This window comes from Eubacterium sp. An3 (assembly GCF_002159465.1).
Classification (GTDB): domain Bacteria; phylum Bacillota; class Clostridia; order Lachnospirales; family Lachnospiraceae; genus Anaerobutyricum; species Anaerobutyricum stercoris.
The window spans coordinates 120,044-133,974 of record NZ_NFIR01000005.1 but is presented as its reverse complement, the minus strand read 5'-3'; the positions used below and the strand labels follow the sequence as shown (position 1 = coordinate 133,974).

The following is a 13,931-nucleotide window of genomic DNA, read 5'->3' as shown; positions in this document are numbered from 1 at the left end:
AAAAATGGATCAGAAGTTAAAAGTCGGTATTCTTGGTGGAACAGGTATGGTGGGACAGAGATTTATTTCTCTGCTGGAAAACCATCCATGGTATGAGGTAACAACAATCGCTGCGAGTCCGCGTTCCGCAGGCAAGACCTATGAGGAAGCTGTGGGCGGACGCTGGAAAATGCAGACGCCAATGCCGGAAGCCGTAAAAAATATCGTCGTGATGAACGTCAATGAAGTGGAGAAAGTGGCGTCCCAGGTGGACTTTGTATTTAGTGCAGTGGACATGTCCAAAGAAGAAATCCGTGCCATAGAGGATGAATATGCCAAAACAGAGACGCCGGTTGTTTCCAATAACAGCGCGCACAGATGGACGCCGGATGTGCCGATGGTCGTGCCGGAGATCAATCCGGAGCATTTCGAAGTCATCGAGGCGCAGAAGAAACGTCTCGGTACAAAAAAAGGTTTTGTGGCCGTAAAGCCTAACTGCTCTATCCAAAGCTATGCGCCGGCGCTCTTCGCCTTAAAAGAGTTTGGTCCGAAAGAGGTAGTGGCTACAACATACCAGGCAATTTCCGGAGCGGGAAAAACATTTAAAGACTGGCCGGAAATGGTAGAAAATGTAATTCCTTATATCGGCGGAGAGGAAGAAAAATCCGAGCAGGAGCCTCTGAAGCTTTTTGGAAAAGTAGTGGGCGATCATATTGAGAAGGCTGAACTGCCGGTTATCACAACTCAATGTGTCCGCGTACCGGTCCTTGACGGTCATACAGCCGCTGTTTTCGTAAACTTCGAGAAAAAACCGACCAAAGAACAGATTATCGAGTGCTGGAGAAACTATAAAGGATTGCCGCAGGAACTGAATCTGCCGAGCGCGCCGAAACAGTTTATCCAGTATATGGAGGAAGATAATCGTCCGCAGGTAAAAGAAGATGTGAATTTTGAAAACGGAATGGGAATCTCCATGGGCCGTTTAAGAGAAGACAAAATTTACGATTACAAATTTATCGGTTTATCTCACAATACCGTCCGTGGCGCGGCCGGCGGTGCAATTCTTTGTGCTGAACTTCTGACAGCGCAGGGATATATCAGCGCAAAATAATAAAGGGGAAAAAGAATGGCATTAGACCTGGACTCTGTAAGAAAATCGATATTGTCAGTGGTTTATGAATATCTTGGACGGACGGGCGTCCTGTTCATGGAATTTTTGGGAAACTGCGTCATAGCTTTGCTGATTCTCATTATTGGCCTGAAACTATCCAACTACGTGGTGAAACTTTGTAAACGTGTCTTTGAACGCTCAAAAATGGATCTGATGATTCAGACTTTTCTGCTTTCCTGCATGAGAATCGGACTGAAAATCCTTGTCGTTTTTATCGCAGTCCAACAGGTGGGAGTGCAGGCGTCTTCCATAATCGCGGTGATTGGTTCGGCCGGTCTGGCTGTAGGTCTTTCTCTGCAGGGTTCCCTGTCCAATATTGCCGGGGGAGTGATTCTCCTGGTAGTAAAACCATTTCAAGTGGGAGATTACATTTTAGAGGAGAGCTCCGGAAAAGAAGGGACCGTACAGTCCATCGGTATTATGTATACCAAACTCAGCAGCATGGATAATAAAGCCATCCTTATTCCAAACGGCAATTTGTCCAACGCCAGCATCACAAATGTGACCAATCAGGACAAGAGACGGGTGGATTTGCTGGTTGGCATTGAGTACAGCGAAGATATAAAAAAAGTAAAAGAGATTTTGTCGGAAGTCATTGAGAGCGAGCCGGTTCTATTGAAAGAGGATCCGGTAAAAGTATATGTCAGCGACTTCCGTGAGAGCTGCATCGATATTGGCATCCGTTATTGGGTGCGGACAGAAGACTACTGGGAATCCCGCTGGCGGGTATTAGAAAAAATTAAATATGCCTTTGATGAGGCAGGTGTGACCATACCGTTTAACCAGATTGATGTGAATGTGATCTCACATCAGTGACGGAAAATATAAACCCTCTGCAATCCGGAAAATATCGGATAGCAGAGGGTTTTACTGTGTATAGACGCAAAATATAACCGGCGGTTAAAACCATATCTTTATCGAAATGGCAAAGTGATAAGAGTGCTTATTTCGCTTTATCAGCGATCCACTGATCGTTGATGGCGATGACTTTCTCCATGGCTTCCGGTCCCGGCGCGCCGATGGTGTTGCGCTTCTCAATACAGGTTTTTAAGGAGATGGCGTCGTAGATGTCCTCCTCAAAGACAGGGCTGATGGCCTTGTATTCTTCCAGGCTCATGTCGTCTAAGGAGATGCCCTTGTCGATGCAGTAAAGCACCAGTCTGCCGACGATGCCGTGAGCGTCACGGAAAGGTACGCCGTGGTTTACCAGATAATCAGCGGCGTCGGTGGCGTTTGTAAAGCCGTTTTTAGCGCTTTTTTCCATTACTTCCGGGTGGAATGTGATGGTCTTTAACATGCCGTTGAACAGAGCAAGACAGCCTTTTACGGTGTCGTAGGCGTCAAAGGTCAGCTCCTTGTCCTCCTGCATATCTTTGTTGTAGGCAAGCGGCAGTCCCTTCATGGTAGTGAGCATGGACATCAATGCGCCGTACACCCGACCGGTCTTGCCGCGCACCAGTTCGGCGATGTCCGGGTTTTTCTTCTGCGGCATGATGCTGCTGCCGGTGCTGTAGGCGTCGTCAATCTCAATGAACTGATATTCGTTGGAGTTCCACACGATGATCTCCTCACAGAAACGGCTCAGATGCATCATGATGATGGACAGTGCATTTAAAAGTTCGATGACATAATCCCGGTCGGAGACGGAATCCATGCTGTTCAGGGTCGGCCCGTAGAATCCCAGCAGCTCTGCGGTCATCTCCCGGTCCAGAGGGTAGGTTGTGCCTGCCAGAGCCCCCGCGCCCAGCGGACAGTAATTCATCCGTTCATAAATATCGCAGAGACGGTCATAGTCACGTTTGAACATTTCCATGTAAGCGCCGATGTGATGAGCGAGAGTCAGAGGCTGCGCTTTCTGCAGATGAGTGAAGCCTGGCATGGCGGTGTGGATGTGTTCTTTCATGAGAGAGTGACATGTCTTTGTCAGAGCAAACACTTCGTCCCGGATGGCAAGAAGCTCGTCTCTCGTGTAGAGCTTCATGTCGAGAGCCACCTGGTCGTTGCGGCTTCTGCCGGTATGCAGCTTCTTGCCGGTGTCTCCGATTCGGTCGATGAGGGTGGCTTCCACGAAACTGTGGATGTCTTCATATTCGTCGGAAATATCGAGCGCACCGCTCTCCACGTCGGACAGAATTCCTTCAATACCGCGGAGAATGTCGTCTCTCTCTTCCTCGGTGAGAATACCGGCTGCGGCCAGCATCTTCACATGGGCCATACTGCCCTCCATATCCTGTCTGTAAAACTTTTTATCAAAACTGATGGACGCATTGAAATTATAGACCAGCTTGTCAGTCTCTTTTGTAAAGCGTCCGCCCCATAATTGAGCCATAATGCTCCTCCTTTGCATAATGAATATAAGATAACTGTCCGGCGGCCGTGAGAAGGCACGGCATATCGCCAGATTGTAAACGGGCCGGCGTCCGGAAATATCCGGAGACGCCCGCCAAATGGCTGTCATTTATTTTACATGAAAATTAATGGTCTGACAAGGTTCACATGGAAAAAACATTTCTTGTGTTCTGAGAAGAAAAAGAGTATAATCAATCTGTTTGTTTACCGCATAAAAAGACTTTGAGAGAGGACATAAGTATGGAAACACAAATAAGAACACATAAGGTCAGGAATACCTTTTTCCTGCTTCTGACATCCCTCATATGGGGAGCGGCTTTTGTAGCGCAGAGCGTAAGTATGGATTACATAGAACCGCTCACTTTTATTTGTCTGCGTTCATTGATCGGAGGATTATTTCTTCTTCCCTGCATCTGGATCATGGACAGACTGGGAGAAAAACACAAACCGATGCGTGCAGAAGGGACAGCGAAAGAAGACGGAAAAGATAATCCGGTTAATATGGCAGCCGGAATAACAGGGAAAGAACGTCCGTACCGCTGGTGGACGGACCGGAAGCTTCTGTTTGGAGGCATGGTCTGCGGCCTTTTTCTGTTTGCCGCCAACTGTTTTCAGCAGACGGGAATCCAGTACACGACGGTGGGAAAGGCAGGATTTATTACTTCTTTCTATATTATAATTGTGCCGCTGCTGGGGATATTTTTCAAACGCTTCTGCGGGGTGCTCACATGGATTTCTGTGGTCATCGCGCTGGTGGGGCTGTATTTTTTATGTATGAATGAGGCGTTTCAGATTCAGCCGGGAGACTTCCTCATTCTGATTTCCGCTTTTTTGTTTGCAGGTCAGATCATGGCCATTGATTATTTCAATACATTTCTTGACGGTGTGAAAATGTCCTGCATCCAGTTTTTCACCGGAGCGGTGTGTGCATGCGCAGGTATGCTGCTTTTCGAAAATCCACAGATATCGCTGATCATTCAGGCGGCGGGCCCGGTTTTATATACCGGAATCATGTCCACCGGGGTGGCCTACACTTTGCAGATCATAGGACAAAAAGGAATGAATCCGACCATGGCAGCGTTGATATTAAGCCTTGAATCTGTATTTTCGGCGCTGAGCGGATTTGTGATTCTTGGGCAGATTATGAGTGGAAGAGAACTTTTGGGCTGTATTTTAATGTTTGTGGCAATTATTCTTGCGCAATTACCGGATTTTCGTCGAATCAGCCATTGATTTTATGCATGAATATGTGTATAATGTTAAATATTATTCAATAAAGGAGAGATTATAATGAAGTTTAGAAAAGTAGTGACATTAGCTATGGCGGCTGTTCTGGGTGCAGCACTTTTAACAGGCTGCGGCAGCAGCACACAGGATACACAGGATAACGCGGCGGAAGGAAATACTACTGCGTCCGCAGAGTCCACAGTTCCTACTGTAACAGAGGGTAAATTAATCATGGCGACCAACGCTTACTTCCCTCCATATGAATATTATGAAGGAAGCCAGATTGTGGGTATCGACGTTGAGATCGCAGAAGCCATTGGCGAGAAGCTGGGACTTGAAGTAGAAGTACAGGATATGGAATTTGATTCCATTATCACTGCTGTTGCCACAGGTAAGGCGGATTTAGGGCTTGCCGGTATGACTGTCACACCGGAGCGTCGGCAGAATGTTAACTTCAGCGATACTTACGCCACAGGTATCCAGTCCGTTATAGTAAAAGAGGATTCCGATATCCAGACCATTGATGATCTGCAGGGTAAGAAGATCGGCGTGCAGTTATCCACCACCGGCGATATTAAAGCCAGTGAAGATTTTGGTGAGGAGAACGTTGAGAAGTTCAACAAAGGTAACGACGCAGTTCTGGCTCTGACCCAGGACAGAGTGGACGCGGTTATCATCGACAACCAGCCGGCTCTTTCTTTTGTGGCAAGCAATGACGGTCTGAAGATTCTTGACACCCAGTATGTGGAAGAAGAGTACGCTGCTTGTATCGCAAAAGATAACGAAGAGCTTCTCGACGCTGTCAACGGCGCTCTGGCTGAGTTAAAAGAGGATGGAACCATCCAGTCTATCCTTGATAAATATCTTGTAGCAGAATAATTCATAAGGCGGTACAGCCGGCAGCATGTGAAGCCGATGTTTCATGGAAGAACCGATGAAACAGAAAGCGATGCAGACTGACAGCCTGTGATGCAGGGAATTGGATGCGCGGACAGCGTCCATCCCCTGCATTTTGTTTGTCACCTTTGTGAACACACATTGAAAGAAAGTGAAGGATGAGATTTTGAGCGAATGGTTTGCCGAATTGCAGAGTAAGTTTGTTTTGGACTTTATTGAAGACCAGAGATATATGTATATTATAGACGGTCTGAAAACAACATTGATTGTTACATTTTTGGCGCTGATTCTCGGTCTGATCATCGGCGCTCTGGTGGCCGTGGTCCGTACCAGTTACAGCTCCATGCGGGAAGAGAACAAAAGAGGTCTGGGTGGTCTGTTGTTAAAGATTGCGGATATCATCTGCCGGGTGTATCTGACGATCATACGTGGAACTCCGGCCCTGGTACAGCTTTTGATCATGTACTTTATTATCCTGAATTCCCCGGAATTCACAAAGACGGTGGTTGCCGTTGTGACCTTTGGTATCAACTCCGGCGCCTATGTGGCGGAGATATTCCGTTCCGGTATTCTGTCTGTTGATGTCGGTCAGATGGAGGCGGGACGCTCTCTGGGGCTTGGCTATGTGGATACCATGACGCAGATTGTCATGCCGCAGGCCATGAAAAACTGTCTGCCGGCCTTGGTCAATGAGATGATCGCTCTTCTGAAAGAGACGTCCATCTGTGGTTATATCGGATTAAACGAGCTGACAAGAGGCGGCGATATTATCCGGGGCGTTACCTTTGACGCGCTGCTTCCGCTTTTTGTGGTAGCTCTTATTTACCTGGTTATCGTCATGTTCTTTACATGGATCATGGGTCTGCTGGAAAGGAGGCTGAGAGAAAGTGATATACGTTAAGAATTTGTGTAAATCTTTTGGCGGCCATCAGGTGCTGAAAAATATCAACGAACATATTGCTCCGGGCGAAAAGGTCGTGATCATCGGGCCTTCCGGTTCCGGTAAGTCTACCTTTCTGCGCTGTATGAATCTGCTTGAGCGTCCGACTTCCGGACAGGTGATCTTTGACGGCGTTGATATCACGGACCCGAAGACCGATATCAATAAGATTCGTCAGCATATGGGAATGGTATTCCAGCACTTTAATCTGTTCCCGCACAAGACTATCATGGAAAATATTACGCTGGCGCCGACCAGACTGAAATTAATGAAGCCGGACGAGGCCAAAGAGGAGGCGCTCCGCCTGCTCCGCCTGGTCAATCTGGAAGAGAAGGCAGACGCTTATCCGGGACAGCTCTCCGGCGGACAGAAGCAGAGAATCGCCATTGTTCGTTCTCTGGCGTTAAAGCCTAAAATGATGCTCTTTGACGAGCCGACCAGCGCCCTTGACCCTGAGATGGTCGGAGAGGTTCTGGAGGTTATGAAGAACCTGGCCGATGAAGGTATGACCATGGCCGTTGTTACCCACGAGATGGGCTTTGCCAGAGAGGTGGGAACCCGTGTCATGTTCATGGATGACGGTATTATTCTGGAGCAGGGTACGCCGGAAGAGATCTTCGGTAATCCGAAGGAAGCCAGAACACAGGAATTTTTATCAAAGGTTCTGTAATCAATATTATCTGGCAGAACGTTTTGTTCCCGGTTCGCTTTGTTTAAAAAGAGAATAGGAAGGTTTTTCTCCCTGAAACAGTGCATAGCGGATGACGTCATCTGCTACGATACACACAGGCGTGAAAAAGAACCATACAAACATAAAGGGCAGGCACACCTGCCCTTTTAGATTAAACGGCATGTTGGAATAATCCCATACGTGGAGATGAAGAATCAGATTGACAACCATGCCGGTCAGAAACTCATAAGCCGTGATGATAAAAGTTCCGAGAATCATTTGGGTGAGAAAGGATGGCTGGATCTTCGGATTCTCATTGAGAATGCCGATAGTATAAAAGCTCAGTCCTCCGCAGAAAAACATGGAGATATGAGAATATCCCCGAAAAAGAATTTCAATATTGTAATAGACCATTCCTCCGGTGCAGATGATAAACGCTGCCCGGAGGATTTTTATTATGAAACGGTTGGTATCCATCTTGGTTTGTCTCCTGTGCATCATACAGGATGGTCAGTCATCCTGTGTATTCAATCCTATTATGAATCGCCAGGGAAAAGATTATGCGAGACGGATGCAAAAAACGCCGGCCCAAATATACTGCGCCGACGTTTGTGTAATTATTACATGAAATTGTATTTACTGCTTCAGAAACATTTATTTATTATTTTTTTCCACTTCCTGCATTTTCATAGCGCGAACCTTGCTTGGCAGACCGAATAAAGTGATGAAACCTTCCGCATCATGGTGGTCATACAGATCGCCGGTGGTGAAGGATGCGAGAGATTCACTGTACAGGCTGTATGGGGATGTTGTTCCCGCCTTGATGATGTTTCCTTTGTAAAGTTTGAACTTCACTTCTCCGGTCACATATTTCTGAGTGGATTCAACAAATGCCTGCACAGCCTCGCGAAGAGGAGTAAACCATTTACCTTCATAGACAATCTGTGCCATACGGTTGCCCATGTCTTTTTTTACATCCATTGTGTCACGGTCAAGAACCAGCTCTTCTAACTGTTTCTGTGCTTCCATGAGGATAGTTCCGCCAGGAGTCTCGTAGATTCCTCTGGATTTCATGCCCACAACACGGTTCTCTACGATGTCCACGATACCGATACCGTGTTTGCCGCCCAACTCGTTTAATTTACGGATAATATCGGAAACCTTCATCTCCACACCGTTTACGGACTTCGGAACGCCGGCCTCAAAGGTCATGGATACATATTCCGGTTCGTCCGGTGCTTTTTCAGGAGTAACGCTGAGCATGAGAAGATGATCATAATTTGGCTCTACTGCCGGATCTTCCAGTTCCAGTCCTTCGTGGCTGATGTGCCATAAATTCCGGTCACGGCTGTAACTGCTGTCCGCAGAGAACGGAAGGTCAATGCCGTGCGCTTTACAGTAGGCGATCTCCTCTTCACGGGAATTCAGTGTCCATTTGTCATCTCTCCATGCGGCGATGATCTTTAAGTCCGGAGCCAGTGCCTTGATGCCCAGTTCAAAACGAATCTGGTCGTTTCCTTTGCCGGTCGCACCGTGACAGATGGCGGTAGCGCCTTCTTTTCTGGCAATCTCCACCAGTTTGGCTGCAATGCCCGGACGTGCCATGGAAGTGCCGAGAAGATATTTATTCTCATAAACGGCGCCTGCCTGTACACATGGAATGATGTAATTATCACAGAAATCATCAGTAATATCTTCAATATATAATTTGGATGCGCCGGAATAAAGGGCTCTTTCCTCGAGACCGTCCAGCTCTTCTCCCTGTCCGCAGTCTACGCAGCAGCAGATAACTTCATAATCATAATTTTCTTTTAACCATGGGATGATTGCAGTGGTATCAAGACCACCGGAATACGCTAATACAACTTTTTCTTTGCTCATTCTATGTATCCTCCTTCAAGTACTTTCTAAAAATCGCGTAGCTATACTATACGGCATTGCGTGAAAATTTGCAAGTGTTTTTTAAAAAAAGATGAATAATTATTAATTTGTACTTGCATAAAAATGGGAATTATCGTATAATTATGGTCGTTTGGTAAATAAATATGCATAAAAAATTAACAGACAGGGAAGATTCTCCTTGTCACGGCAGAAAAAATGTGGGATAATACACAATTGCATATGATAAAAGAAAGGAAGAGATAGATGATAAAAGTGGGAATCATCGGTTCCACCGGTTATGCCGGACAGGAGCTGGTGCGTATTTTACTTGGACATAAGGAAGCGGAGATAAAATGGTATGGTTCAAGAACCTACGCCGGAAAGGCTTATGCCGATGTGTTCCAGAACATGTTTACACTGGTTCCGGACATCTGCAAAGGAGAGGATCTGGAGAAGCTCTGCGAGGAAGTGGATGTTATTTTTACCGCGACACCGCAGGGGCTGTGCAGTACTCTTGTAAATGAAGAAATTTTGTCTAAAGTTAAGATCATTGATCTGAGTGCGGATTTCCGTATTAAGGATGTGGAAACTTACGAAAAATGGTACGGTATCAAACATGGAAGTCCGGAATTCATAAAGGAAGCAGTGTATGGGCTCTGCGAAGTGAACAGGGAGAAAATAAAGAAGGCAAGGCTTGTGGCTAACCCGGGCTGTTATCCGACATGTTCGTTTTTGTCGATTTATCCGCTGGCGAAGGCAGGCTGGATCGATATGAAGTCTGTTATCATCGACGCTAAATCAGGAACTTCAGGCGCGGGACGCGGCGCTAAAGTGGCAAACCTTTACTGTGAAGTCAATGAGAGCATCAAGGCATATGGTGTGACGAACCACAGGCATACGCCGGAGATAGAAGAACAGCTCTCCTATGCATCGGGACAGGAGGCGCTCATCAACTTTACACCGCATCTGGTGCCAATGAACCGGGGAATCCTGGTGACTGCCTATGCCAATCTGGTAAAGGACGTCACGGAAGAAGAGATTCGCGCGCTTTATGAGGAGACCTACAAAGAGGAGTCGTTCGTCCGTGTACTCCCGGCTGGCGTCTGTCCGGAGACGCGCTGGGTGGAAGGCAGCAATTATACCGATGTAAATGTAAAGAAAGACGAGCGTACGGGACGGATCCTCATGCTGGGAGCCATGGATAATCTGGTAAAGGGAGCGGCCGGCCAGGCAGTGCAGAATATGAACCTGATGTTTGGCCTCCCGGAAAATACCGGACTTTTGATGCCGCCGGTGTTCCCGTAATATAATAATATAGATAAAAAGGAAATGGATGTGAAAAAGTAATGAAAGAAATATCATCAGGCGTGACGGCTGCAAAAGGATTTCGCTCAGCAGGACTGCGGGCGGGAATCAAGGCCGGAAAGACTAATAAAGATATGGCGATGATTTATTCAGAAGCTCCTGCGGTCTGCGCCGGTACATTTACAAAAAATATTGTAAAAGCGGCTCCGGTGTTGTGGGATCAGAAGGTGGTCAGCGAGGAAGGCCATGCTCAGGCAGTTGTGATCAACAGCGGCATTGCCAACGCATGTACGGGCGAAGAAGGATATGCTAATTGTGAGAAGGAAGCGGAGAAGGCGGCAGAACTTCTTGGCATCGGCAAAAAAGACGTGCTCATCTGTTCCACCGGAGTTATCGGCGTACAGCTTGACATGGATGTGGTGGAGAAAGGAATCGGGATGCTGGCGCCGGCCATGAAGGCAGATGAGGAGTCAGCGTCTGACGCGGCAGAAGCGATCCTGACCACGGATACTCACAAAAAGGAGATTGCCGTTCAGTGTGAGATCGACGGGCAGACGGTGGTTGTGGGAGGCATGAGCAAAGGTTCCGGAATGATTCACCCGAACATGGGAACGATGCTTGCGTTTATCACCAGCGATGCGGCCATTGAACAGCCGCTTCTGCAGGAGATTCTCCGGGAGGAAGTGGAGGATACCTTCAATATGATCTCCGTGGACGGAGACACCTCCACCAACGATACCTGCCTGGTGCTGTGCAACGGTATGGCGGGCAACGATATCCTGACAAAAGAAAGTGAAGAACTTGCCGTGTTCCGGGAAGCGCTTCACACTGTGCTTGAGTATCTGGCGAAACAGATTGCCGGGGACGGAGAGGGGTGCACCCGTTTGTTTGAGGTGGTCTGCCGGGGTGCGGCCACAAAAGAAGAGGCAAAGAAGATCAGCAAGGCGGTGGTCTGCTCAAGCCTGACCAAGGCGGCGGTATTTGGAAAAGACGCCAACTGGGGAAGAATTTTATGTGCCATGGGATACAGCGGCGCATCTTTTGACCCGGAAACAGTGGATATTGTGCTGGAAAGTGATAAGGGAAGCCTCGTCATTGTTAAGGATGGCATTGCTGCCGATTACAGTGAAGAAACAGCCACAGAGATTTTGTCAGGTAATCCGGTCCGTGCGCTTCTCGACGTGCATGCGGGAGAAGCGGAAGCGACAGCCTGGGGCTGTGATCTGACCTATGAATATGTAAAAATAAACGCGGATTATCGTTCCTGAAAAGGAAGTTTTCCAAGAAGACTGTCAGTACAATGCTGCCCGGAATGATTGCCGGGAACGGAAGGAGTAATCATGTTGGAGACAAATGAGATGAACAGCGAGATGATGAAAGCCAGCGTCCTCATTGAAGCGCTGCCGTACATCCGCCGCTTTTATGGAAAGATTGTTGTGGTAAAGTATGGCGGAAGCGCCATGCTGGACGAAGATTTAAAATATAACGTCATCAAAGACGTAGCACTTTTGAAACTCATTGGTATGAAACCGATCATTGTCCATGGAGGCGGGAAAGAGATCAGCAAATGGGTGAAACTGTCAGGCAAGGAGGCGGAGTTTTATAACGGCCTCCGCGTCACCGACAAGGAGACCATGGAGATTGCTGAGATGGTGTTAAATAAAGTCAACAAGGAACTGGTTGGCCTTATGCAGAAGATGGGTCTCAACGCCGTAGGTATCTGCGGAAAGGACGCTAATCTTATCCAGGTGGAAAAGAAGATGCCGGACGGCAAAGATATCGGTTATGTGGGAAATGTAAAGTCCGTCAATACGGAGCTGCTCACAACCCTCATGGATGCGGAGTTCATTCCTGTTGTGGCGCCGATCGGCATGGATGAGAATTTCGATTCTTATAATATCAATGCCGATGACGCCGCCTGCGGCGTGGCAAAGGCAATGGAAGCGGAAAAACTGGTATTTCTGACAGATATCGAAGGCGTTTTTGTGGATCCGTCCAACAAAAAGACACTGATATCCGAGATGGATGTCAATACAGCGAAAGAATTTATCGCCAACGGCGTGGTGGGCGGAGGTATGCTTCCGAAGCTTAATAACTGTATTGAAGCCATTGAGCAGGGGGTTTCCCGGGTGCATATCCTGGACGGACGGGTAGCGCATTGTCTGTTGCTTGAGTTCTTTACAGAAAAGGGTATCGGAACGGCTATTTTAAAAGAACCGTTATTCTGATGAAAAGTTTTTTTAGCGGGAGGAAGAGCCGATGAGCAAAACACAAGAATATATCAATAAAGGTGAACAATATCTCTTAAAAACCTACAACCGTTATCCGGTGGTGCTGGACAGAGGCGAGGGCGTATATCTCTATGATGTGGACGGCAGAAAATATCTGGATTTCGGAGCAGGGATCGCAGTTTTTGCCCTGGGATACGGTAATCAGAAATATAACGATGCGCTGAAGGGGCAGATTGACAAAATTCTTCATACCTCCAATCTGTTTTATAATGTGCCGGCGGTGGACGCGGCGGAGAAGATCGTGAAGACTTCCGGTATGGATAAGGTGTTTTTTACCAACAGCGGCGCGGAGGCTATTGAGGGCGCGCTGAAGGTTGCCAGAAAATACGCCTATCTGAAAGATCCATCCAAAGAATATGAATTCATCGCCATGCACCATTCTTTCCATGGACGAAGTCAGGGAGCGCTCTCCGTTACGGGAAACACTCATTATCAGGAGGGTTTTGTGCCGGAGAAACTGCGGGCTGTATTTGCCGAGTTCAATGATCTGGAGGATGTGAAGTCGAAGGTCACAGATAAAACCTGCGGCATCATCTGTGAGGTGGTGCAGGGTGAAGGCGGCGTCTATCCGGCGGACAAAGAGTTTCTTGCCGGGCTGCGCGCTCTCTGTGACGAGAAAGATATTCTGCTTATTTTTGACGAAGTGCAGTGCGGCATGGGAAGATGCGGTTCGCTCTACGCCCATGATCTGTACGGGGTGAAACCGGACGTGATGACTCTGGCGAAAGCCCTTGGATGCGGCGTCCCGGTGGGAGCCTTTGTGACGGCTGAGAAAGCTTCCCATGCGCTGGTTCCGGGAGACCACGGCACCACCTACGGCGGCAATCCGTTTGCCACGGCGGCTGTCAGCGCGGTTTATGATATTTTCGAGGAAGAACATATCACAGACCACGTAAAAGAAGTGGGCGCTTATCTTTATGAGAAGCTGGAGGAGCTGAAAGCAGAGTACAGTCAGATCACCGATCACCGGGGGCTGGGTCTCATGCAGGGACTGGAATTCTCCGGCCCGGTTGGAGATATCATCGTGCGGGCCATGGACAAGGGGCTTATCCTTATGTCTGCCGGCGCCAATGTACTGCGTTTTGTGCCTCCGCTGGTCATCACAAAGGAACATGTTGATGAAATGTGCGGCATTCTCCGGAGTGTGCTGACAGCGTAAAATACCATGGTATAAAATAGAAAAAGTCCTCCATACTAGGAATAAAATATAGTATGGAGGTT

The 13,931-nt window shown here is 47.8% G+C and carries 13 protein-coding genes; 10 read left to right on the top strand and 3 right to left on the bottom strand.

What is annotated here, in order from left to right:
* Positions 1-4: 4 nt before the first annotated feature.
* Together asd and B5F87_RS07255 are read left to right on the top strand one after the other, a co-directional pair.
* Positions 5-1,090 (top strand): aspartate-semialdehyde dehydrogenase, encoded by a 1,086-nt coding sequence (gene asd / locus B5F87_RS07260; RefSeq protein ID WP_087278990.1) that lies wholly within the window; start codon positions 5-7, stop codon positions 1,088-1,090.
* 15 nt (positions 1,091-1,105) lie between these two features.
* Positions 1,106-1,966 (top strand): mechanosensitive ion channel domain-containing protein, encoded by an 861-nt coding sequence (locus tag B5F87_RS07255; protein ID WP_087278987.1) that lies wholly within the window; start codon positions 1,106-1,108, stop codon positions 1,964-1,966.
* 127 nt (positions 1,967-2,093) lie between these two features.
* On the opposite strand, the gene argH is transcribed toward B5F87_RS07255, so the two are convergent.
* Positions 2,094-3,479, bottom strand: a complete 1,386-nt coding sequence (argH, locus tag B5F87_RS07250; RefSeq protein ID WP_087278984.1) for an argininosuccinate lyase — start codon at positions 3,477-3,479, stop codon at positions 2,094-2,096.
* 260 nt (positions 3,480-3,739) lie between these two features.
* On the opposite strand from argH, the gene B5F87_RS07245 reads away from it, so the two are divergent.
* From B5F87_RS07245 to B5F87_RS07230, 4 genes are all read left to right on the top strand, one after another.
* Positions 3,740-4,732 carry a DMT family transporter gene (locus tag B5F87_RS07245; protein ID WP_087278981.1) on the top strand — a complete coding sequence of 331 codons (993 nt, stop codon included), beginning with the start codon at positions 3,740-3,742 and terminating at the stop codon, positions 4,730-4,732.
* A 57-nt stretch (positions 4,733-4,789) separates the two neighbouring features.
* A complete protein-coding gene (locus tag B5F87_RS07240; RefSeq protein WP_087278978.1) occupies positions 4,790-5,605 on the top strand; it encodes a basic amino acid ABC transporter substrate-binding protein in 816 nt (271 codons plus the stop codon).
* A 250-nt stretch (positions 5,606-5,855) separates the two neighbouring features.
* Positions 5,856-6,524: an amino acid ABC transporter permease gene (locus B5F87_RS07235; RefSeq protein ID WP_087279144.1), complete on the top strand. Its 669-nt coding sequence runs from the start codon at positions 5,856-5,858 to the stop codon at positions 6,522-6,524.
* Positions 6,511-7,233 (top strand): amino acid ABC transporter ATP-binding protein, encoded by a 723-nt coding sequence (locus tag B5F87_RS07230; RefSeq protein WP_087278975.1) that lies wholly within the window; start codon positions 6,511-6,513, stop codon positions 7,231-7,233. The genes B5F87_RS07235 and B5F87_RS07230 overlap by 14 nt, the downstream gene beginning before the upstream one ends.
* A gap of 6 nt (positions 7,234-7,239) precedes the next feature.
* Here the strand turns inward: B5F87_RS07230 and B5F87_RS07225 are convergent, their stop codons facing one another.
* Complete coding sequence (locus B5F87_RS07225) at positions 7,240-7,710, bottom strand: hypothetical protein (RefSeq protein WP_087278972.1); 471 nt, start codon at positions 7,708-7,710, stop codon at positions 7,240-7,242.
* A gap of 177 nt (positions 7,711-7,887) precedes the next feature.
* On the bottom strand, positions 7,888-9,114 hold the full coding sequence (locus B5F87_RS07220) for an argininosuccinate synthase (RefSeq protein WP_087278969.1): 1,227 nt from the start codon (positions 9,112-9,114) through the stop codon (positions 7,888-7,890).
* A 264-nt stretch (positions 9,115-9,378) separates the two neighbouring features.
* Between B5F87_RS07220 and argC the strand changes: the two genes are divergently transcribed.
* The 4 genes from argC (at position 9,379) to B5F87_RS07200 (ending at position 13,869) form a co-directional block, all read left to right on the top strand.
* Positions 9,379-10,419, top strand: coding sequence for an N-acetyl-gamma-glutamyl-phosphate reductase (gene argC, locus B5F87_RS07215; RefSeq protein ID WP_087278966.1), 1,041 nt, complete (start codon positions 9,379-9,381; stop codon positions 10,417-10,419).
* Positions 10,420-10,460: 41 nt separating this feature from the next.
* The gene (gene argJ, locus B5F87_RS07210) at positions 10,461-11,687 is read left to right on the top strand and encodes a bifunctional glutamate N-acetyltransferase/amino-acid acetyltransferase ArgJ (protein WP_087278963.1); all 1,227 of its coding nucleotides are present in this window, start codon (positions 10,461-10,463) and stop codon (positions 11,685-11,687) included.
* A gap of 90 nt (positions 11,688-11,777) precedes the next feature.
* Positions 11,778-12,647, top strand: a complete 870-nt coding sequence (argB, locus tag B5F87_RS07205) for an acetylglutamate kinase (RefSeq protein ID WP_343215736.1) — start codon at positions 11,778-11,780, stop codon at positions 12,645-12,647.
* Positions 12,648-12,678: 31 nt separating this feature from the next.
* Positions 12,679-13,869 (top strand): aspartate aminotransferase family protein, encoded by a 1,191-nt coding sequence (locus B5F87_RS07200; RefSeq protein ID WP_087278957.1) that lies wholly within the window; start codon positions 12,679-12,681, stop codon positions 13,867-13,869.
* The last annotated feature ends 62 nt before the right edge of the window (positions 13,870-13,931 follow it).

What these genes read in the sequence shown, in the direction of transcription:
- argH (WP_087278984.1), bottom strand. Translation starts at nt 3,479, where the DNA reads ATGGCTCAATTATGGGGCGGACGCTTTACAAAAGAGACTGACAAGCTG.
- B5F87_RS07225 (WP_087278972.1), bottom strand. Translation starts at nt 7,710, where the DNA reads ATGGATACCAACCGTTTCATAATAAAAATCCTCCGGGCAGCGTTTATC.
- B5F87_RS07220 (WP_087278969.1), bottom strand. Translation starts at nt 9,114, where the DNA reads ATGAGCAAAGAAAAAGTTGTATTAGCGTATTCCGGTGGTCTTGATACC.
- argC (WP_087278966.1), top strand. Translation starts at nt 9,379, where the DNA reads ATGATAAAAGTGGGAATCATCGGTTCCACCGGTTATGCCGGACAGGAG.
- B5F87_RS07235 (WP_087279144.1), top strand. Translation starts at nt 5,856, where the DNA reads ATGTATATTATAGACGGTCTGAAAACAACATTGATTGTTACATTTTTG.
- B5F87_RS07255 (WP_087278987.1), top strand. Translation starts at nt 1,106, where the DNA reads ATGGCATTAGACCTGGACTCTGTAAGAAAATCGATATTGTCAGTGGTT.
- argB (WP_343215736.1), top strand. Translation starts at nt 11,778, where the DNA reads ATGAACAGCGAGATGATGAAAGCCAGCGTCCTCATTGAAGCGCTGCCG.
- B5F87_RS07200 (WP_087278957.1), top strand. Translation starts at nt 12,679, where the DNA reads ATGAGCAAAACACAAGAATATATCAATAAAGGTGAACAATATCTCTTA.
- B5F87_RS07245 (WP_087278981.1), top strand. Translation starts at nt 3,740, where the DNA reads ATGGAAACACAAATAAGAACACATAAGGTCAGGAATACCTTTTTCCTG.
- B5F87_RS07240 (WP_087278978.1), top strand. Translation starts at nt 4,790, where the DNA reads ATGAAGTTTAGAAAAGTAGTGACATTAGCTATGGCGGCTGTTCTGGGT.
- argJ (WP_087278963.1), top strand. Translation starts at nt 10,461, where the DNA reads ATGAAAGAAATATCATCAGGCGTGACGGCTGCAAAAGGATTTCGCTCA.
- asd (WP_087278990.1), top strand. Translation starts at nt 5, where the DNA reads ATGGATCAGAAGTTAAAAGTCGGTATTCTTGGTGGAACAGGTATGGTG.